At 51.7% G+C, this 21,528-nt stretch carries 20 protein-coding genes; 15 read left to right on the top strand and 5 right to left on the bottom strand.

Going from position 1 to position 21,528, the window contains the following annotated elements; genetic code table 11:
• The first annotated feature begins 100 nt into the window (after positions 1-100).
• From H6750_06295 to H6750_06270, 6 genes are all read left to right on the top strand, one after another.
• Positions 101-2,500 (top strand): arylsulfatase, encoded by a 2,400-nt coding sequence (locus H6750_06295; GenBank protein ID MCB9773922.1) that lies wholly within the window; start codon positions 101-103, stop codon positions 2,498-2,500.
• Positions 2,501-2,938: 438 nt separating this feature from the next.
• On the top strand, positions 2,939-4,534 hold the full coding sequence (locus tag H6750_06290) for an arylsulfatase (protein ID MCB9773921.1): 1,596 nt from the start codon (positions 2,939-2,941) through the stop codon (positions 4,532-4,534).
• A gap of 318 nt (positions 4,535-4,852) precedes the next feature.
• The gene (locus H6750_06285) at positions 4,853-5,836 is read left to right on the top strand and encodes a haloacid dehalogenase-like hydrolase (protein ID MCB9773920.1); all 984 of its coding nucleotides are present in this window, start codon (positions 4,853-4,855) and stop codon (positions 5,834-5,836) included.
• A gap of 787 nt (positions 5,837-6,623) precedes the next feature.
• Positions 6,624-7,157, top strand: a complete 534-nt coding sequence (locus tag H6750_06280) for a DUF1211 domain-containing protein (protein MCB9773919.1) — start codon at positions 6,624-6,626, stop codon at positions 7,155-7,157.
• A gap of 38 nt (positions 7,158-7,195) precedes the next feature.
• Positions 7,196-7,636 carry a hypothetical protein gene (locus H6750_06275; GenBank protein ID MCB9773918.1) on the top strand — a complete coding sequence of 147 codons (441 nt, stop codon included), beginning with the start codon at positions 7,196-7,198 and terminating at the stop codon, positions 7,634-7,636.
• Positions 7,637-7,648: 12 nt separating this feature from the next.
• Entirely contained in the window at positions 7,649-7,984 is a 336-nt protein-coding gene (locus H6750_06270; GenBank protein MCB9773917.1) for an EF-hand domain-containing protein, read from the top strand.
• A gap of 150 nt (positions 7,985-8,134) precedes the next feature.
• On the opposite strand, the gene H6750_06265 is transcribed toward H6750_06270, so the two are convergent.
• The 5 genes from H6750_06265 to H6750_06245 all read right to left on the bottom strand — a co-directional run bounded on the left by H6750_06265 (position 8,135) and on the right by H6750_06245 (position 13,336).
• Positions 8,135-9,097 carry a hypothetical protein gene (locus H6750_06265; protein ID MCB9773916.1) on the bottom strand — a complete coding sequence of 321 codons (963 nt, stop codon included), beginning with the start codon at positions 9,095-9,097 and terminating at the stop codon, positions 8,135-8,137.
• Between the two features lie 246 nt (positions 9,098-9,343).
• Positions 9,344-9,757, bottom strand: a complete 414-nt coding sequence (locus H6750_06260; protein ID MCB9773915.1) for a hypothetical protein — start codon at positions 9,755-9,757, stop codon at positions 9,344-9,346.
• A gap of 41 nt (positions 9,758-9,798) precedes the next feature.
• Positions 9,799-10,569 carry a ParA family protein gene (locus H6750_06255; GenBank protein MCB9773914.1) on the bottom strand — a complete coding sequence of 257 codons (771 nt, stop codon included), beginning with the start codon at positions 10,567-10,569 and terminating at the stop codon, positions 9,799-9,801.
• Between the two features lie 130 nt (positions 10,570-10,699).
• The gene (locus tag H6750_06250; protein MCB9773913.1) at positions 10,700-12,067 is read right to left on the bottom strand and encodes a TolC family protein; all 1,368 of its coding nucleotides are present in this window, start codon (positions 12,065-12,067) and stop codon (positions 10,700-10,702) included.
• 12 nt (positions 12,068-12,079) lie between these two features.
• The gene (locus H6750_06245) at positions 12,080-13,336 is read right to left on the bottom strand and encodes a TolC family protein (GenBank protein MCB9773912.1); all 1,257 of its coding nucleotides are present in this window, start codon (positions 13,334-13,336) and stop codon (positions 12,080-12,082) included.
• Positions 13,337-14,111: 775 nt separating this feature from the next.
• On the opposite strand from H6750_06245, the gene cax reads away from it, so the two are divergent.
• From cax to H6750_06200, 9 genes are all read left to right on the top strand, one after another.
• A complete protein-coding gene (gene cax / locus H6750_06240) occupies positions 14,112-15,179 on the top strand; it encodes a calcium/proton exchanger (protein MCB9773911.1) in 1,068 nt (355 codons plus the stop codon).
• Between the two features lie 12 nt (positions 15,180-15,191).
• Complete coding sequence (locus H6750_06235) at positions 15,192-15,914, top strand: hypothetical protein (GenBank protein MCB9773910.1); 723 nt, start codon at positions 15,192-15,194, stop codon at positions 15,912-15,914.
• A gap of 229 nt (positions 15,915-16,143) precedes the next feature.
• On the top strand, positions 16,144-16,383 hold the full coding sequence (locus H6750_06230; GenBank protein ID MCB9773909.1) for a DUF5132 domain-containing protein: 240 nt from the start codon (positions 16,144-16,146) through the stop codon (positions 16,381-16,383).
• 18 nt (positions 16,384-16,401) lie between these two features.
• Positions 16,402-16,704: a DUF5132 domain-containing protein gene (locus H6750_06225; protein MCB9773908.1), complete on the top strand. Its 303-nt coding sequence runs from the start codon at positions 16,402-16,404 to the stop codon at positions 16,702-16,704.
• A gap of 30 nt (positions 16,705-16,734) precedes the next feature.
• The gene (locus H6750_06220; GenBank protein MCB9773907.1) at positions 16,735-17,130 is read left to right on the top strand and encodes a hypothetical protein; all 396 of its coding nucleotides are present in this window, start codon (positions 16,735-16,737) and stop codon (positions 17,128-17,130) included.
• Positions 17,131-17,267: 137 nt separating this feature from the next.
• Complete coding sequence (locus tag H6750_06215) at positions 17,268-19,871, top strand: heavy metal translocating P-type ATPase (GenBank protein MCB9773906.1); 2,604 nt, start codon at positions 17,268-17,270, stop codon at positions 19,869-19,871.
• 81 nt (positions 19,872-19,952) lie between these two features.
• Positions 19,953-20,192 (top strand): DUF5132 domain-containing protein, encoded by a 240-nt coding sequence (locus H6750_06210; GenBank protein MCB9773905.1) that lies wholly within the window; start codon positions 19,953-19,955, stop codon positions 20,190-20,192.
• Between the two features lie 52 nt (positions 20,193-20,244).
• Positions 20,245-20,463: a hypothetical protein gene (locus H6750_06205; protein ID MCB9773904.1), complete on the top strand. Its 219-nt coding sequence runs from the start codon at positions 20,245-20,247 to the stop codon at positions 20,461-20,463.
• A gap of 139 nt (positions 20,464-20,602) precedes the next feature.
• Positions 20,603-20,938, top strand: coding sequence for a hypothetical protein (locus H6750_06200; protein ID MCB9773903.1), 336 nt, complete (start codon positions 20,603-20,605; stop codon positions 20,936-20,938).
• The last annotated feature ends 590 nt before the right edge of the window (positions 20,939-21,528 follow it).

Raw genomic sequence — 21,528 nt, 5'->3', positions numbered from 1 at the left:
CGGACGTGAACAAACAATGTAACGATGTATCCTTCTTAAATTAGGAGAAGAAAAACATATGCAACGAGACCCAATGCTTTTCATCAATACCGCCATACGGATGGGGATGCTTTTGGCTATGTCAGCAGTAAGTGTCCCTGTCTGGGCGGCAGATGCCCCGGACCGGACGGTACTTCCGATTCACGAGCCGGAATACCCTCCCGTCACTGAGCTGGATGTCCGCCATGCCACCCCGCCTCCGCGCTTTCAAGTGAAAGCGCCCGAAGACGCTCCCAACGTGCTCATCGTGCTGATCGACGATTTGGGATTTGGCCAGTCCAGCGCTTTCGGAGGGCCCATTCCCATGCCGACCGCGGACCGTTTGGCTAATAATGGTCTCCGGTATAACCATTTTCATACCACGGCACTCTGCTCTCCGACCCGGGCCGCGCTTCTGACGGGCCGGAATCACCACATGACCAACACGGGATCGATCATGGAAACCGCGACGGCCTTTCCGGGAAATACCGGCCAACGTCCTGAGAGCGTGGCTCCCTTGGCCATGATGCTCCGATACAACGGGTACTCCACCGCACAATTCGGGAAGAATCACGAGACCGCTGCCTGGGAAGTCAGTCCATCCGGACCGACAGACCGCTGGCCGACCCGGAGCGGGTTCGATAAGTTCTACGGATTCATGGGCGGGGAGACAAACCAGTGGTCACCGGCTGTCTACGATGGGATGACTAAAGTGGAAGTATCGAAAGATCCCGACTACCATTTCATGACCGACATGACCGACCAGGCCATCAAGTGGATGCGATTTCAAAAGTCACTCACCCCTGACAAACCGTTTTTTATGTACTTTGCACCTGGAGCCACGCACGCCCCGCATCATGTGCCTCAGGAATGGATCGCAAAAAACAAGGGCCGGTTTGACCAGGGATGGGATAAGGTTCGGGAAGAGACGCTGGCTCGTCAGATCAAGCTGGGCGTGGTGCCTGAGGGGACGACGCTTGCGCCGAAGCCGAAAGCCATTAAGGATTGGGACAATCTGACTGCAGATGAAAAGAAGCTCTTTACCCGCCAGATGGAGGTCTTTGCCGGCTTTGCCGAATACACGGATACCGAAGTCGGACGGCTCATTGACGCCATTAATGACATGGGACAGCTCGACAATACCCTCGTCTTCTACATCCTCGGCGACAACGGGGCGAGTGCGGAAGGCGGAATGAACGGCATGTTCAATGAGATGACCTACTTTAACGGGCTACAGGAGAAGGTCGAGGACATCCTGAAACATTATGATACGCTCGGGGGCCCGACGACCTATAACCATTATGCCGCCGGATGGGCCGTGGCGGGAGATACCCCGTTCACCTGGACCAAGCAGGTTGCCTCGAGCTACGGCGGAACGCGGAACGGGATGATTGTCCATTGGCCAAAGTCGGTGAAGGCAAAGGGCGAATTGCGCACGCAATGGCATCATGTGATTGATATCGCTCCAACCATCCTGGAAGCTGCCCGCCTACCGGAGCCGAAAGCGGTGAACGGCATTCCACAGACTCCCATCGAAGGCGTGAGCCTGCTCTACAGCTTTCATGACGCCAAGGCGCAAGACCGCCATCAGACCCAGTACTTCGAAATATTCGGCAATCGTGCCATCTATCATGACGGGTGGTTGGCGAGTACGCTGCATCGGGCGCCATGGGAATTGAAGCCCCGCAGGCCTCTTCAAGAGGATCAATGGGAACTCTACGACACGCGGACCGACTTCAGTTTGATCAATGACCTGGCCGACAAGCACCCCGCCAAACTCAAAGAGTTGCAGAACCTGTTCTTAAAGGAAGCGGTGAAGTATCACGTGCTTCCGATTGATGATCGAACGATCGAGCGCGTTAACCCAGCCCTTGCCGGCAGACCGGATCTCATGGCCGGACGGACGTCACTCGCCGTGTACGAAGGGATGACGGGCATGTCGGAAAATGTCTTCATCAACATCAAAAACCGATCGCATACCATCACGGCCGACGTGGAGATTCCCGAGGGAAGCGTCAATGGGGTGGTTCTTGCTCAGGCAGGTCGGTTCGGCGGTTGGAGCCTGTATTTGAAGGAGGGCAAACCGACCTATACCTACAATTTCCTTGGCTTGATGCGCTTTACCATTGCCGCGGATGATGCGCTGCCTGCCGGGAAAGCTTCGATCCGCTTTGAGTTCGCGTATGTCGGCGGCGGTTTGGGCAAGGGAGGAACGGGGACAATTTTCGTCAATGACAAGAAGGTTGCCCAAGGACGGATTGAACACACGCAGGGCATGATCTTTTCGGCTGACGAAGGAGCGGATGTGGGTGAGGACGGAGAAACGCCCGTTGTTGAGGACTACGGCATTCCGGCCCCTTATCGGTTTTCCGGATCGATTCACAAAGTGACCATCGATCTGAAGGAAATGAAACAGACCGACAAAGCCGCGGAGGAGAGAGGTCAGGCCATCGCCAGGCATAAAATGGCCATTGCAGATTGACCCTATTTCTTTGCCGGAATGGGTTAAATGAAAATCTTAAAAAAAGAAATGGCTTTTTCTGAGATCAAACCAGTGCACTCCAACAAATATTGGCACTGACAAACGGAATCTCTGAGATTAGGAGAGGAGTAGGTCTTCCGGATCAATTTCCTGTGTTTTTTTCTGGCCCTCATTCTGATGTTTCGCCATTAAAATAAGTAGAGGGATTTTTTTTGATGGAATCGACCCTCCTCGGGGAGGTATAATTTGCCCGCACCACTTCTGAATTCGAACCTGATTTTAGCACATACGTCGCCAGCATGCTCAAAACTTTCTTGTGACAGGAGGCGGGTTCTAGCAGGAGTCAAAGAATACCACAAAAAATGACACCATCCATTGAAATCAGACAGCCCACTCAGTAAGCATCCTGAACTTTTCACAGAAAGGAGCATCGCCGAAATGAAAGCACTACTGACCCCCTTTAGGCTGGCCGTCCTGCTGATATTGAGCGGACTGACGACAGCACAAGCCACTGAAACAAAACCTAATATCGTCATCATTTGGGGCGATGACATCGGACAAAGCAATATCAGCGCATACTCCCACGGCGTAATGGGCTACCAGACCCCCAACATCGATCGGGTAGCCAGGGAAGGCATGATGTTCACCGACTATTACGCCGAGCAAAGCTGCACCGCCGGTCGTGCGTCGTTCATCACCGGTCAATCCGGCTTGCGTACCGGCATGACCAAGGTCGGCTTACCGGGCGCTACGTTAGGCTTGCAAAAGGAAGACCCGACGATTGCCGAGTTATTAAAAGCACAAGGCTATGCCACCGGCCAGTTCGGCAAGAACCATCTGGGAGACCGCAACGAATTCCTGCCTACCGTGCACGGTTTTGATGAGTTCTATGGCAACCTTTATCACCTCAACGCCGAGGAAGAGCCTGAGCTTCCCGACTACCCGAAAAATCCTGCGTTCCGTGCCAAGTTCGGACCGCGCGGGGTGATGGACTGCAAGGCCTCCGCCACGGATGACCAGACTGTAGATCCGCGGTTCGGCAAAGTCGGCAAGCAGATCTGTACGGACACCGGCCCTCTAACCAAAAAGCGGATGGAAACCATCGACGATGACATCGCTCAGCGAGCCGTTGACTTTATTCAGCGCCAGAACAAGGCCGGAAAACCGGCCTTCGTCTGGGTAAACTTTACCCACATGCATTTCCGCACGCATACCAAGGCGGAGAGTGTCGGCCAATCCGGGCGCTGGCAGAGTCCTTACCACGACGCCATGATTGACCACGATAAGAACGTCGGTCAGGTCCTCAAGGTGCTGGACGATTTGGGCATTGCCGACAACACCTTTGTGATGTACAGCACCGACAATGGTCCGCACATGAACACCTGGCCGGATGCAGCGATGACGCCATTCCGAAATGAGAAAAACTCGAACTGGGAAGGCGCCTACCGGGTGCCGGCAATGGTTCGCTGGCCGGGCAAAATCAACCCGGGTCAGGTTTCGAACCAGATGGTCGCCCACCATGACTGGATGCCGACACTTCTGGCCGTGGCAGGTGACGCGCAGGTGGCGGATAAACTGCAAAAGGGGTACAAAGTCGGCGATATGACCTACAAGGTCCACCTTGACGGCTACAACCTCCTGCCGTATCTGACAGGGCAGGCCGTGACGAGTCCGCGGGAATCGTTCTTGTATGTCAACGACGACCAGCAACTGACCGGTTTGCGCTACGACAACTGGAAAATCGTGTTCCTGGAGCAGAGGACCCAGGGCACGTTACGTATATGGGCGGAGCCGTTCGTCAACTTGCGGGTTCCAAAAATTTTCAATCTCCGCACGGATCCTTACGAGCGAGCAGATATTACATCCAATACCTATTACGACTGGCTGCTGGATCACGTCTTCCTGTTGGTACCCGCCCAGGGATATGTTGGGAAATTCCTGACAACGTTCAAGGACTATCCACAGCGGCAGAAGGCCGCCAGCTTCAATATGGATGAAGTAATGGAGAAGCTGAAGGAAACCTCGTCCCAATAAAGTTTTGCAGACTCGACGATTACCCCCTGCGGCTGACCGTCTTCTGCGGTCAGCCGCAGTATGGAATTTTGGTATGCAGTAGTCGACATGGAGGGAATGAAGAATCTGCAGAAATGCGGCGGCAGGCAATGCATGCTGAATGAAAGGCCCAGAATTGATTGGTCGAACCCCATCCGCCGTAGTGACGTGTTCAGCCCCAGACAGCCAAATACCCTTCAATAGAAACCCACCATGAAAACCACACGCACATTTCCCTTCGTCAAAGCTTCAGCTGGCAGGCGAAATCTCCTTTCCACTGTGCTCGTTTGTGCGCTGGTGATGATCACAACCGTCGCCCACGCCATCGACTCACTCCCGTCCTGGAATGACGGCATGACCAAGAAGTCTATTGTGGAATTTGTGGAGAGAGTCACCAAGAAACACGGTCCTGATTTTGTTTCACCGGCTGACCGTATCGCGGTATTTGACAACGATGGCACGCTTTGGGCAGAACAGCCCATGTACTTTCAATTGTTCTTTGCGCTTGACCGCGTCAAAGCACTCGCGCCACAACATCACGAGTGGAAAACTACGGAGCCGTTCGCCTCTCTGCTCAAAGGGGATGTAAAGGCCGCCCTAGCGGGCGGTGAACACGCAATCCTCAAAATCGTCATGGCCACTCACGCGGGAATGACGACGGCTGAGTTCGAGACAACCGTGAAAGATTGGATTGCAACCGCGAAGCATCCCAGGATCGAACGTCTGCTCACTGAAATGGTGTATCAGCCCATGTTGGAGTTGCTGGCCTATCTTCGGACACATGGTTTCAAGACGTTCATTGTTTCCGGCGGCGGCATCGAGTTCATGCGGCCGTGGACGGAGCGCGTGTATGGCATCCCACCCGAACAGGTCGTCGGCAGCAGCGGCAAGTTGAAATATGCGGAGCGCGATGGGGATCCGGTACTCGTCAAACTTCCTGAAATCAATTTCATTGACGACAAGGACGGCAAGCCTGTCGGCATTCAAACACACATCGGCCGGAGGCCCATCCTTGCCTTCGGCAACTCAGACGGCGATCTTCAAATGCTCCAGTGGACGGCAAGCGGAAGCGGAGCACGCTTCATGGCTCTCATCCACCACACAGACGCTGAGCGGGAATGGGCCTATGACCGCAAATCATCCATCGGCCGTCTGGATAAGGCACTGGACGAAGCGAAAGGCAAAGGGTGGACGGTGGTAGATATGAAACAGGATTGGAAGGCCGTCTATCCGTTTCACACCCCGAGCGGCGATATGTCTCTTCCCGAATCCACAGGTAGATGAATTTCTTATTGGCGATTTGTTGGAGGGATGATCCAAGTGAACATCACATTGATGAAAAATGCTGTCCTCTAGAATGGCATTTAACCGGTCGGCCACCCGGCGGGCATTGGTATAGTGATTCAAAATGAGGAATGCAATCCCATCCTGGATCAGGCCGGGACATGGATCGAACAAAAACCGGGGGATCGAATTCCGATGGAAGCGGGAGACAGAGGATCCGGCCTTCACAATGAAACCCTCTCTGCCGAATGACACGAACCATCTCTCTTTTCATGAGGGATCATTGACGAGACACCCTGTTCCAAGGAAGCGCCCTGGATTTTACTGAATGAGGACATTGAGGTCTCTGCACAACAAGTCCGAAGGTTTGTCCGCGCGTTCGGTCCAAAGGCCCACCCAACTCTGAATCGTCGCATATGAAATCGCCTCTTCCTGCATTGGACGCTTCACGCTCCTCTAACGTATTTGATTTTCATGCTGTTCCTCCATGTCAATTCCGAGGTGTTTCAGGAATAACCGTTAAATCGCAAACGCCCCGGAGTAGCACTCCCGGTCTTTTATAGGGTAATATTTTCAACATTGCACTGGTTTTCCATGCCGGGCAACACTTCATCGTCGCACAATACGTCACTCACACTCCTGGATATACGAGACAAAAGAGGTGTGAGGGTCTACGCATTTTCAAGGACACCACCGGCAAATGAGAAATTGGAGTCGAGGCATCTTTTTAGGCCATCTCACCTCACTGGAACGACTCAATGCTCTCACTGACGGTGTGTATGCAATCGTGATCACCCTGCTGGTGCTGGACCTGAAGGTGCCTGAAACTCCGGGCCTGACTACAGGGCAGCTACTTTCCGACCTGCAGGAACAGATCCCGAATTTTGCTGCCTGGATACTCAGTTTTTATATGGCGGCGTTTTTGTGGATGAGAAATTTTTGGATTCTCAAGCATCTCCAGAAATGCGATGAAAAGACATTCTGGTTGAACTTTGTTCATCTGATGTTTGTATCTCTCATCCCTTACGCGGCCTCGCTGCTCGGACATTATGAAGAAGATGCCATTGCCGTCATCATTTTCTCCGCAATTCTTGGTCTGGCCAGTTTTTCCCTGCTGCTCCTCCACCAATATGTGGCTGCCAAACGTGATTGGCATCTGGATGGTGCTCCAAAACTATGGACAAACCCGAACTTGTGGGCCATGTACCCCGCCCCACTTTTTGCGATGGGTTCTATTCTCATCTCCTTCAACAACGTCAATGGCGCGATTGCCTTCTGGTTCCTCGCCCCGCTCTGGACACGTTTTTTCTCTCAGAGATAATTGGCCTCAGAGGCAACAACGATCCACTTCGAGAATGAATGATGAATCCCTATCGACAAGGGCAGGTATGCTTGAGCCGACTCTGGTTGGCGTTCGCCGTATGTTGCGCAGTCGGGATTGGTGCATGTGTAACGCAAGACCACCTCTTGACAGGGTCGTGGGGAAGCACTGAGATTACCCATCCCTCCCCCTTTTTTTCCGGGGTGCCGGCCTCCAACCCAGGCAGGAATGTCAGATTGATCCTGGACCGGCATGGAACATTCACATGGCTGGAACCTGATGGCGTTTGCCATTCGGGAACCTACCTCATTCAAGGCCATGCTCTCCTTTTGACCGCATCGCCAGCCCGTGAACACATTCGCCTTGACTATACCTTCCGGGGGGATGAACTCCGACTAAAAACTCCGGATGATTTTATCTTCGAGTTTCAAAAAACACCACACCAGACTGATGCAGAAGCCAAACCCTGCAATCGATAGAAAGGAGATGCCGTGGGGGCCGAAGAGGAGGAGTTGATAAAAAAAATTCGTCGGCTGGTCAAAGAGAATTTTGAGGGTGATTTTCGTAAAGGTTTCGACCATTACGATTCGATCGATGGCCAGGATTCCAAGATCGGTTCATCCGCGTTGGAGCAACTCCTCGCCGATGCCAAGATAGGAAATTTCCTGACCCGAACCCTATGGGTGGAAGGCGTCTTAAAAGCACTCGACAAGGATCAGGACGGCGCCATTTCCTGGAATGAGTTCGCATCGATACTTGAAGACAGCCCGCAACCCAAAGATGAAACGGAAAAAGAACCGGGTGAGGACTCATTCCCTGACAAATAGGTTTACCGATTGAAAATGGGAAGGCTTCCAAACGACTTTCCCAAGAGGATATTTCTGGTGGCAGAGCGTACTTTCAGTACGTGAGCACGGGAAAATGGCGAGAACGCCGCTGGCGGCTTTTTTCAACAGCCCCCTAATCGAAGAGGGCCTCTAATCAAACCAGCCCCGCACATAGAAAAATATTCCCAATCCCCCACCAATCACGGCCATGAGACCAAGAAGGATAAAATACCCGTAGGGTATCTGAAGTTCGGGCATATTAGGAAAGTTCATGCCGTAAATGCCGGCAATCAGGGTCAGCGGCATAAAGATGGCTGAAATCACCGTCAGGATTCGAAGGCGGTTGTTCGTGCTATTCTGGAGTGACAAATTGTAATGTTGGGATAACCCGTTCAGCCGACCCTCTAAACGTTCCAGCCAACGCTGCATTTGGTTTAATTCGTTCATGGCTTCCTTAAAATACAACCGTACTTCATGCAAATCCAATAAAGAAGATTTCAACGTGAGTAAGCTTCCCATAAGAATAAGACGATCCTCGGTCGTTGATTGGAGACGGCTCACGTGATTGGTCAGATTCTGAATATCATTGAGAACATCGGTATTGAGACACTGGTCAAAGTCATTTGACAATTCCGCAATCATCTGTCGAGTTTGCTGATACAGTTCGATATCACGATTAATGCCCAACAACAGGATATGGAGAAGCAGATCCGTGATGGTGGAAGTTCCGATCCCGCCGAACCGATCGATCCTCGCGAGAATTTGGTCCGGGGGCAAATAGAGTTCATTGTGAAGGACAATGAGAGTTTCTCGCACACAGATGGCCGTTATATAGGGATCCTTAAAATCATGTAAGGCCGGGCGTGGGAATCGAAGAAACAAGGCGTGGGAGAAGGTTTCCACACCCACGCCCCCGCCTTGGGATTTGACTTTGTCCATCAAGGCGTCATCCAGTTGCAAGGGTGCAAGAAGCTCAGGCAGCTCTTTGGTAAGGTCGGGATTATCAATATCCAATAAACGGACGATCCCATCCCCGAGCCATGATGACGAAGGTCTTTCCTCGGTCAGTTGCAGCAAGCCCTGCTCTTGTAGCCGGAAACAATGTACCTGCACTGGGAGCACCTTCCAATGCTAATCGGTTTTTTCACCATCCTTGAAGCCCGAAATCAATGGGAAGTGGATACCGTTCAGAGCAGAATCGATACAAAGGGCGGATGTTGTTTAAGCAACCGGCCTATGAGCTGCAGCCTGGATGCCAATGCCATTTCACAAAGGTTTGGTAAGTTTTTTCTTAGGAAGACCATGTACACATCCCTCCCTTTTGAGTCGGACGGAGAGTGCCATTCGAGCATATCGGACCTAGCCCAGTAAGGCTAACAGGACAAGAGGCGCGAGAATCAATCCCAATGCCCACTTCAGGCAAAGATTCTCCTCTTCGAGTTCGACAAGCCGTTCCGTGAATTCACCGGTCGCCGGAAGCACCTCTACGTGTAATTGAGCGACCGATACAGGACCCTCCTGGGGGCTTTTAGATTTCCGTTGAGGCCCGGCATTCTGTGAAACCGCATGAAGCCGTGTCCCCTGCGTTTTGTTTTCAGGAACACGACCTCGCACCGTTTGCTTCCCGGCAGGCTTTGCATCATTTTCCGGCTTCCCAACGTCGTGAAGCGCTGACGGTGCTAAACCTTCATGTTGGTCAGGGATCGCAGTCCCCAATGGGTTGGGAATGATCTCATCCAGTGGATTGTTCCCGATGGTGCTTCGTTTGCTCATTAACCAGATCTCCTTTGCAAAACAGCGAAAATGCTTGCCCCTTATACTCCTGCTCGGCTTTCCTGTCTTTTCACTTCTTTGGCCAAATTCCGATAGTCTTTGGCGCCATTCCCCTGTGGATCATAAAGGGTCACGGGTTTTCCGAATGATGGACATTCCGCCAACCGAATACTTTCCCTCACCACGACCTGAAACACCTGCTTGCCAAAACGCTCCCGGAGTTGGGCAACCACTTCTAAGCCATGCCGCGTGCGAGCATCGACCCGACAGGCCAGAATCCCTGAAATCGCCAAATCCGCGTTCAATCTGGAACGGATCGTCTCCACCGTTTGAAGCAAATGCGCCAATCCGCGCAAGGCCATCACATGGGCCTCGACAGGAATGAGGATTTCTTTGGCGGCGACTAACGCGTTGATGGTGACAATGCCAAGCGTGGGCGAACAATCAAGAAGAATATAATCCCATTGATCAGACAACTCAGCGAGATGCCGTTTGAGAATCATCTCTGCCCCGACTTCCCCGGCCAACGCCTTATCCACCCCCACCAGCCAGGCGGAAGAAGGGATCATTTCAACCAAGGGCACACAGGTCTGATGGATGAGATCCTTGAGATTTCGAGATTCCGTAAAGGCCTCGAAGAGGCCTTTCCCCTCTTCGGTAATCCCAAACCAATTGGAGGCTGAGGCCTGCGGATCAAGGTCAACCAATAACACTCGACGCTTGAGTTCGCCCAGCGTCGCGGCCAGATTCACGGCGGTTGTCGTTTTCCCACTCCCGCCTTTTTGATTGGTGATGGCAAGTATGCGAGTCATCGCTTGAGTAAGGGAATACTCCTGATTATAGGCTCAGGACATGGGCGGTCGACAAGAAAACAGATGGAAGAGTTTCAGCAATGCCTACTAAAAAGTCAAGGGAAATTGAATATCGATCCCACCATCTTTTTCAACTACTTGTTTGTCCGGCCGCACTTTCGAGGAGAAGAATATCCCGTTGATAATGGTAGAGAGCATCCAGGTAGGCCTCTTGAATATCGTTTTTCGTCTGCTGGGCATCAAGGAAGGATAGAATGGCGATGTCCCCGGATTCGTAGGACTTCTTCACGGTATCGAACAGGGCCTGCGCGGCACCCAATGCCTTAGCTTGATAGGCTTCCACTAACCGACGACTTTGGACCAGATGACGATAGGCCAAATCGACTTGAGCATGCGCTTCATTAAGAGTCTGGCGCAAGTCGGCCTCGGCTATCTGTACGACGGTGGCGGCTTCCCGTATCCCGCCCTGATTTCTGTCAAACACGGGAAGGGGCATGCCCACATTAAAGGTCCATTGCTGTTGGTTGTCAGGCCCTTTGGCTCCCTGGACCATGAACCCGAGATCCACCGTCACATCCGGGTATTGAATAGCAAACGCGAGTTTCAATTCGGCGCGACGCTTGGCATACACGAGACGTTTGGCCCGAACATCCGGTCGCGAATTATCAATCCGTGACTTCAATGCGTGTATATCAGGCGCGATCGGCTGAAACGTCAGGTCCGTCGTGAGTTCCAATTCAGTTTCCGGGGGGAGGGTCAAGAGCAGGAGAAGGTCGGCGGTGTCGGAATCAATTTGCTGCCTATCACGGATCAACGCATACTGTGCATCCACCAGTTGGATTTTGAGACGGATGAGATCTTTGCCGTAGCCGATCCGGTGTGATTCCTCCATCATGGTTTTCACCACACCAGAGAGGCGATCGCGAGTCTCTTTATCGAAAGCCAGATGGCGACGCGCAACCTGCAGGCGGTAATACGCATCCTTCACGGCGAAACTGAGTTGTCGGAGGGAGTCTTCAAACCCGGCCTCGGCTGATTGCGTCCCGAATTCCGCACTTTCAATACGAAACCCGCGTTTGCCGGCCACAACAAAGAGTTGACTCAGGACGGAGCTGATCGCTCCACAGTCAGAGAGTTGACAATTTTGTGTGTAGGAACTCAGGGTATTGATGGAGAATTCGGGGTTCGGGAAGAGCCCTGCGGTAATTCTTTTGGCCTTCGCGGTATCGATGCCATATTTCATGGTCAGGAGGTCCAGATTTTGACGGAGAAACAAGGCAATGGCATCATCCAGGCTCAGACGCTGGACCGCGGACATCCCACGTGCAGGCCTGTTTTCCTGTTCTCCCGCCGTGGCGCTTTCCAGGATTCCCAATCCTAACAAGCTAAGAAACCCCATGATGGTACATGCCTTCGCGAATGATCGAATCGCCGGCATACGCCTGGTGTGGTCGCGTAACCCTACAGAAAAGACAATGTAATAATGGAAACAAATCATAGGCGGCGATCTTTAGCTGATTGGCTGCCCGACGGCACTTTCGAGGAGGAGGATATCGCGTTGATATTCGTAGAGAGCGTTGATGTAGGCCTTGTCAATATCTATTTTTGTCCGAAAGGCATCGAGCAGATGCAGAATTGTCGTCTTTCCCGAATGAAAGTCATCCTCTACCCTATCAAACAGCGCCTGGGCGGCCTCGAAAGCACCCGCACGGTAGATTTCAACTAGCAGACGACTTTGGCCTAAATGGCGATAGACCGTGTTAATTTGGTGATGCACTTCGTTGAGGGTCTTGCGCAGGTCGGCTTCTGCAATATGTGCTTTGGTAGCGGCTTCCTTGATGCCTCCCTGATTTCTGTCGAACACGGGGATGGGCATCCCCAAATTAATGGTCCATTGTTGCTGGTTGTCGGGCCCTTGAGGTCCCTGGACATTGTATCCGAGGTCCACCGTCACATCCGGATACTGGTTCGCTATGGCGAGCTTCGATTCTGAGCGGCGCTTGGCCAGCAAGAGACGCTTGGCGCGAAGATCCGGTCTGGCATTTTCCACATGCTTCTTCAAAGCTACAATATCTGGATCGATCGGCTGAAATGTTAGATCCGTCGTTAGGACTAATTCAGTTTCCGGGGGAAGAGTCAGGAGCAGCAGGAGATCGGATCGGTCCGAATCAATCTGTTGAATATCCCGGATGATATCCCCTTGTGTTTTCACCGCTCGAATCTGGAGGCGGATTAAATCCTCCGGGTCTTGTACCTTTGTGGGTGAACCAATGAGTTTCTCGATAGCATCATTGATCCGGCCCGACCTCTGTTCATCGTCTTTTAAAAGGCGACGCCCCACCTGCACCCGATAATAGGCATCCTTCAAGGCAAAACTGAATTGTCGAAGAGTGTCTTCAAAATTGGCTTCGGCCGATTGAGTCCCGAACTCCGCACTTTCAACACGGAACCCGCGTTTACCGGCCACCAGAAAAAGTTGACTGATAACCGGCATAATTCCTCCGCACTTACTCAAATTACAATCCTGGGTGTAGGCGCTGAGGGTATTGATGGAGAGTTCGGGATTTGGGAACAGTCCGGCGGTGATCTGTTGGGCCTTTGCGGCATCAATGCCATATTTGGTTTTAAGGAGATCCAGATTTTGACGCAGAAACATGGCAAGGGCATCATCCAGACTCAGACGGAGGATCGGGGGTTTCTGCTCCTCCAAGCTGCCTTCCCCAGCTGCCGCCAACGCTAAACTCAGACCCAAAAGCCACGGGAGCATTATCACGATCGTCAGAGACCATATCCCCGGGGACCATGTCCATCTGCAATGGACTCTCACGGGATAGGAGTATTGGGTTGCCCGTCTGGTCATGCGTTTCCTCCCTCCTGACAACTCACCAAGCAAAAAAATCCCTTCTGGGTGCCTGCTTCCCACTTTCGCCTTGCATGTTGAAGCGCGACAGCGCGTCCATACATGCGGGGGGAAACTTCAGGGCCGGCTGAAAAGGGGGTGCCTTTCCTGTCAAACCAAATCAACCCAAGGATACTTGGCGTCAGCATAGCTCAAATATTCAGTCTGTAGCCATATGCCATAGCCTCAAGATTTCATTTTGACGTCCTAAATTTCATGTCCGCCACTGTCATTTGTGAGGTACTCCCGGATTGAAAATTTTGTCATTTAGAGACTTAGGCGCGGCCTACAGATACTGTCTGCTCCAATACCAGGAGTCAGGAATAAACTCGATAGGAAAAAACTTCCACAACTAATTGTCCGGGATGACGGAACCGTCGGGAGTGCTGAAGGCCTTCCATTCCCAACACTCAACATATTCACCCTTCACCTAAAGCTGCCTATAATTTTCTGGTTCGGGATTTGAGACGTAACGAAATTGTAAAACCTTTCCCTTTGGGCGACATTGAGTTCATCCCTCCTTCAACGAGAGTTCAAGCGTGCGCGAAAACTACTTTTATACAGACAGGTAATGAATAGTGTGGTAGGTATTTAGTACACTGCCGATATTCCGGTTTCGCTTAACCATTTCAAGAGGGCACCCATGGGTCTTAATCTACTCCTGGTCTTCATCCCTATTGCAGTAGGACTTGACTGGTACGAAGCCAACCCCATTCTGGTCTTCATTGCCTCGGGCCTTGCCATTGTGCCGTTAGCGGGTTTGATGGGGCGATCAACGGAAAGCCTGTCGGTCTATATCGGCGCGACACTTGGCGGATTACTCGCGGCCACGATGGGAAATGCCCCGGAATTGATTATTTCGATTTTCGCCTTGAAAGCCGGGCTCTACGATGTGGTCAAAGCCTCCATCACCGGATCCATCGTGGGAAACCTGCTGCTCGGAATGGGGCTTGCGATACTCCTCGGCGGCCTTCGCCATGAACGGCAAAAATTTAATGCGACGGCGGCCGGGATGAGTTCGGGACTGTTAACACTCGCGGGTGTCGGGCTTATGGTCCCTGCGCTATTTCATTTCACGTCAAAACAGGAAGAGGAACTCAGTACCGAAATCGCCATTGTGCTCTTCATCGCCTATGTCCTAAGCCTGGTGTTTACCCTAAAAACTCACCAGCATTTATTTCGCGCGGAAGCCGAAGAACAGGTTGGAGCAGGCACGCCTCGAGGAGAGGAGGAACAAGAAGAGGCATGGAGTAAAAACAAGGCCATTGGGATCTTGGCGGCCGTCACCATTGCGATTGCCTTCATGAGCGAAATATTAACCGGAGCAATTGAGCCCGCAGCCGCAGGCATCGGCCTTACGCCTATTTTTGCCGGTGTGATTTTTCTCGCCGTATTCGGAAATGCGGCAGAGCTGATGAATTCCATACGGTTTGCCAGGAATAATCAAATGGATCTGGTCATGGGCATTGCCGTCGGGGCGAGTACCCAGGTGATCATGTTTGTGGCACCGATGCTGGTATTCGTCAGTTACCTTCTCGGTCCCAAACCCCTGGATCTGCTTTTCGTGCCATTTGAAATTGCGGCCATTGTCATCGCGATTCTCGTCAACGGAAACCTCACGAAAGATGGCGAATCCCACTGGATGGAGGGCGTGATGTTGCTGGGAGTCTATCTGATTTTAGGCATTGGATTTTTCTTTCTTCCGATGTAGCCAGGCACACCCATGGCAAACTTTGAAACAGTTCTCTCTGCGCACTTTCCCAAGGCGATACCACAAGGTGATTTTGTCCAACGCTCGTATAATCTTCTGCAGACTGCGGGCTTCCGCGCTGAAAACACGATTGCCTTCGTCAGCGTGTGCCGGGATGAACTGACCTTGCCCTTAGTAGAGGAGGTCAAAAAAACCTGGGGAGAAGCCTTTATTTTTTCCAGTCTGGGCGGCATGCTCTTTCTTGGAAAAACCGGATTTTTAGCGGCGCAGCACCATGCGCCGAATGAGGATGGGCGTGAACGTTATGTCTATTTTGCCCTGCCGCACATCGGGGTGGATGCACAAGGCGAGATTGGACGCCATGATCGTCCGGGGCGCTTTCAACCGTCCCATGCCTGCGGGGCATTGCACGGATTCCAGATGGAACTGGCCAATCGGTGCGTCTCGTTAGGCATTGATCCGGATGACATCGAACAAAGCCTGCTAAAACAACACCTGTTTCGCAAACTCACCTATGGTGACATTCCGGATCTGCTGAGCCTCACCAAAATTGCATATGAGGTGATTCTTGAGGAACTGGAAAGAATGATCCAATTAACCGTTGACCCCGTGCATAATGACTATGCCGTCCTGACAGGCATCCAAATCCACGGTCCCCAAGGCATGGAATATATCTGGCCTGGAAAGACCTACTGGGTTCGGGAGGGAACTCGACACGGCTTTATCCTGCATTAAGCAGGTGTTGGACGGGAAAGTCCATTAAGTGGGACTTCACAGCCAGCTCAATCAGAAGGTCCCCTATTTTTGTGGCATTTAGCCCCATTTGTTTGTTGGATTATTTTTTAAAAGATCACAGACTAATGAAAAAACCCTTGAAAAAAAGTTCAGAAAAATTTATATAGACCCTGTGGAAATTTTGTGGGATAAATGTGAATAAGTATGAGCTTGAAAGGAGAACCTGCAAATGGAAGCTGTAATTGGCGGTGCCGTGGTTGGAGCTGTAGCGGCAGTGGCAGCCCCTTCACTTATTTCGGGAATTGGAGGGATGCTTCGTCCCTTGGCAAAAGAAGTCCTCAAGGGGGGTATTGTGGCCTATACCGCTGTTTCAGAGATGGTTGCCGAGACCGGGGAACAATTCAATGACATTGTCGCCGAGGCAAAAGCAGAAATTGCCCATCCCACGAAAGCCAAACCCTCAAACTAAAGCAGATTGGGCCGGAACATGTCTCATCCCGAGAAAGAAGATCCTGAATCAACGGACAAGTCCCAAGCTGGGAGCGGTCCCGGGGGAATTTCTGGAGCGTTCCGCCCTTTAGTCAAAGAGCTCGTGAAAGCCGGGCTCGTCGTCTATGAAACGGTTTCAGAGAAGGCATCGGGGTTTGGAAAGCAATTGAATGATCTCGTGGAGGAGGCACGCTCAGAAACGATGAAACCGCCCTCCGCTGACGGTGACCACGAAGAAACCGAAACAAAAGGCAGAGCGAGAAAATCTGGAAAGTCGAAGGATCCACACACAAAAGCCTGAGGAAAGCCCCGAGAGGCATAGGGAAGACCAATGAAAATCGAAAAAGACATTCAGGTTGTCCACGCTTTGCCTGATCGAGTGCGCCTTAAGCTTCACCGGCTGAAAAACAATATCGCCTATGCCGAGGAAATTCAAAACCTCCTTCATAAGGTCCATGGGATTACACATCTGGAGACCAACCCCAAGACGGGAAGCCTTCTCATTCAATACGACCCGACTGCCTTAGAAGTACTGGCCCTTCATCCATCCATTTCTTCCTGTCTAAACTTATCCCCATCTGCTGTCCAGCCAGTAAACAAAGACAAAGATGCCCCTCCTGCCAAAGGTCGGGGCAAACCTATAAAAACTGTTCGCCAGGCCGGCACAAAAATCGAGAAAAAAGCCAAGTCTGATAAATCTTCCAAGAAAGCCAGAGGCAAACCTTAAATTGGACAATAGCGGTCATGACAAAACTAATGATTGAAACCACAGGATAGAACTCGACGATATCCTTATAAATAAAAATTTAGAATTCGCGCAGATGTATTCCCCCAATCCTCACTTCATTCAAAGGAATTATCCCCATGGGCGTTCTTTCGGCCTCCATTGTTCATGCTATTCCAGGGCGTCTTCGTGTAAAACTATCTGAGGACGAGCAAAATGTTGACTCCGCAGAAGCGATCGATCTCAAGCTTTCTGAGTTGGAAGGGGTAGATGAGGTCACAAGGAATTTAACCACCGGTCATCTCATTCTTCACTATGATGCATGTCAGGTGACTAATCCGGATTTCTTCCGTTCCGTCGCTGAGACCCTTGGAGTCTCCCCGAACGATTTCGCCATCGACCACCTCCAAACATCCTTTGGACAGACAGTCCATGACCAGAACAAGGGGAATGGAGCGAAGTCCTCTTCCAGAGAAAAATCCTCCAACCTACCCGCCACCATTCCCAATATCATGGCCTCTTCGAAAGTTGTCCATTCACTTCCAGGACGAGTGCGTCTTCGTGTCCCTGCCTTACAGATTCGTGCCCAGCTTGCCGAAGCCCTCCCTATCTTTTTACAAGATCAGGAAGGCATTCAAGAGGTCAGAGTCAACTCCACCTGCTCCAGCGTCACGGTAACTTGTGACTCAACCCTCTGGGACGGAGAAAGACTCTCCCAATTCCTGCGAGACCTTCGGCATGAGGACATTGAGGCATACCAGCCCAAACAGGTCATACCAGAACAGGCAGAGAATGCCGTTGATGAGGAGTCCGGCCCGGAACTGTGGTATTCAAGCACCGGAATTGCCATCGCCCTGTTTGTCGAACCTCTTGCACCAATCGCGGTTCCCGTCTTTCTCCTGGCTGCTGCACTGCCTATGCTCAAACGAGCTTACCATTCTGTCGCGGTGGACGGGAAACTGAATGTGGATGTTCTTGATGCCTCCGCGACCGCGCTGATGTCGATACAAGGTGCCTTTCCCATGGCAACCGGTATGGTCTTTCTCATCAATGTTGCGGACTATATTCGCGACCTCACAGTGTTGCAATCCAAAAAAGCGATCGAGGAAGTTCTGGCTTACCAGAAGACTCGTGCGTGGGTCATTCGGAACGGGCAAACCATCCAGGTTCCCGTCAGTGAGATTCAACGAGGAGAAACCGTGGTTATCTACCCGGGGGAACGGATTTCCATAGATGGGACCGTCCAATCGGGAAAAGCCCTGGTGGATCAAGCCACTCTTACCGGTGAATCCATGCCGGTCGAAAAAAATCCCGGCGATCCGGTCTATGCCGCCACCGTCCTGCGTGAAGGTGAACTGTACGTTCAGGCTGAACAAATCGGAGATGAAACCGAAGCCGCCCGAATTGTGCGTTTAGTTGAAGGCGCCCCGGCCAGAGAGACCAAAATTCAAAACTATGCCGTAAAATGGGCCAATGACCTGGTTCCCTATAGTTTTGGACTTGGCGCGGTGGGCGCCGTCATTGGCGGCGGCATTCCCGGCGCAGCGGCCGTGTTAATTGTGGACTACGGAACGGGAATCAGAATCGCAGCTCCCACGACCGTCCTCTGCTCCATGACAAAAGCGATCCGCCATGGGATTTTAATCAAAGGCGGGCGGCATATGGAAACCCTGGCTGAAGTGGATGCTGTGGTCTTTGATAAAACAGGCACCTTAACCATGGGACACCCCGACGTGGTGGACATTTGCCCACTTGGCTCCTTCACCGCAGATGAAGTCTTGACCCTGGCCGCGGCTGCGGAGAACCGCCTGACACACCCTGTAGCCCAAGCCATCGTCCGTGCTGCGCAGGAACGTGGACTGATGATCCCGGAGCGGACCACATCCGACTACACGCTGGGGCTTGGCGTTGAATCCATAGTGGACGATAAGATTGTGCTGGTAGGGAATCACCGGTATATGGCGGAACAACGCATCACGCTTTCAAAAAAGATTAAAAAGCAAATCAGCGACATGGAAGATCGTGCCGTCTCTCCCCTCTGTGTGGCCGTGGATGGGAAACTCGCAGGTCTGTTGTCTTATACCGATCCTATCAGGCCGGAGGCCATTGAAGTGATTCAGGCTCTCAAGGACCGTGGGGTTAAAGAAATCGTCATGCTCACAGGAGATCATGAAAAAGTTGCCAAACGCGTCGCCATGGATTTGGGGATTGACCGCTACATCGCCGAAGTCTTCCCCGGCCATAAAGCGGATGTGGTGAAGGACCTACAACGACAAGGATATAAGGTGGCCGTGGTGGGAGATGGGATCAATGACTCCCCGGCCCTTGCCTTTGCCGATGTCGGAATTGCCGTGGAGGGTGGCACTCAGGTCGCTCAGGATACGGCCCATGTGACCTTACTCCATGGAGGCCTATGGAAGATCCCCGCGGCCATTGACATTAGTCGTGAAGCGATCAGCTTGATCCATCAAAATTGGAAAATCATTTCTATTCCCAATACCATTGCGTTGGGTTTGGCCTGTATTGGAATCCTCGGTCCCATCGGCGCGACCCTCCTCAGTAATGGGTCAGCCATCATTGCCACCTTGAATGGCCTTCGACCCATTATGGGAAAGCCAGCCGCACCGCCACGGCCTATGCTGGTGTTGGAACCGCACGGGGTGAGGCATGATATTTCTGAAAACGGGGGGCAGGAACAACGCTTTCCTGTGTTGGAAGGGGAACTTCTCGACATCCCGGCGTAACCCCATAGGGTTGAGAAGCATTATTGATCGCATGCTTCGAGAGTATTCACGTAAACCTGTTCAAGAAGGGAGATAGTCTGTATGTTGCCAATCATTGGGGGTGTGGTCGTTGGAGCGATTGCCGCGTTAGCTGCTCCATCGCTCGTTTCCGGAGTAATTTCAGGAGCGCGTGCGCTCACCAAGGGGGTCATTAAGGGTGGAATGGCGGCCTTTACCGCGACATCAGAACTCGTTGCTGAGTCAGGGGAACACATTCAAGATCTTGTCGCTGAGGCAAAATCTGAAGTCAAGCAGGCAAAAAAAACAACCGTTGAAGGCTAAATCTTTTCCATACAGGAAATAAGAAAAGAGATTTAAAGAAGAGGAGGATCTCATGGAGACTGGCGTTGCGGGTTTGATCTGGGGCGCGATCGGATTTGTGGCTACGGCCGCGGTAGGGTATTTTTCGCCCTACATCATTTCCGGTCTTCAACAAAGTGTTCGCCCTGTCGTCAAAGGAGTCGTCAAGGGAGGCTTGATAATCGAAGCCACCTTTTCAGAGCTGGTCACAGAGGCCAGGGCGGAATTGACACATTCATCATCGTCATCATAATTCTCCGGCAGGACGAGAGGTGGGGAACAGCAATATCCGGGCCTGGAATTCTTCACAGAATTTTACAACCTGCCATGATTCCGTTAGAATTCCATGGTGACGTGGGGCTGAGATTTTTTTATTTGAGAAGGATGTTGATATGGCGAAAAGTGCAACCAGCACAACAGATACAGAATCAATGACTGACTCAATCGCCGCAAGTGGCAAAGAAGCGTTAGGAGGCCTGGAAGGAGGCATTACCGCGCTTACCGGTGGAATTTGGGAAGTTTTTCATGAACATCCCAATGTCGGCGGTGTTTTGACTGGCGGTTTGGGCGTTGCTGCAGCCATGACCATTGGTGTCGGTGAGATTGTGGCAGGGGTCGCCGCCGGCTATCTCGGGTATAGAATTTTTGCCTATGGGGAGACGTTTACCGAGGCCATTGAAAAGACCATCGCCTTCAGAGAAGGTAAGCTCTCCAAAGAGGAGCTCTAACAATCAATTCAGTTTGACTACCAAGGACTGTTGGCTATGACAGTCAGGCTTTATACCTTCACAGTCGTCTTTTCCGGCGTGTTCAACTCCGGGTGTCCCTACCATCGATCGTCCTACCAATTTTCCAAAGGACCTCAATCCTTTCCACAATATCATATTCTTTTGTGAAAATATGCTGCTGATTTATACCCTTTTTCAGTTAAACTTTTCCATGAAATCATGAGGGCCTTTCGCAATGGGGTATTCAGAAACCCTCACAAGAGTACCCGGTGTGGATTTACCAATGAATGGGAAAGAGTCCAGTCTCTAGGAGAGAATATTGCCGCAAGCACTTTTTTTGTGAAGCATTACATGCCGGAATGACAATCACCCCCAAAAAGGAGGCGTCAACATGAGTAAGTCATTTTATAATTTTATGGGTTGGCTTTCGTTAGTCGTGGGTGCGGTCTTGTTTATTATTCCGGGATTGCCGGGCGCGCCGATTCTGCTTCTTTCCAAATATTTCTTTTCCATCTGAGTGGAAAAAGTCAGGCCGTTGCCTCTGAAAGGCAATGGACAGTTCAACCCTACCGTGCAAAGGAGGCGATGCC

It is taken from the genome of Nitrospiraceae bacterium (assembly GCA_020632595.1).
In the GTDB taxonomy this organism is placed as follows: domain Bacteria; phylum Nitrospirota; class Nitrospiria; order Nitrospirales; family UBA8639; genus Nitrospira_E.
The sequence above is the reverse complement of the archived record's forward strand: the minus strand, read 5'-3'. Positions and strand labels throughout refer to the sequence as shown.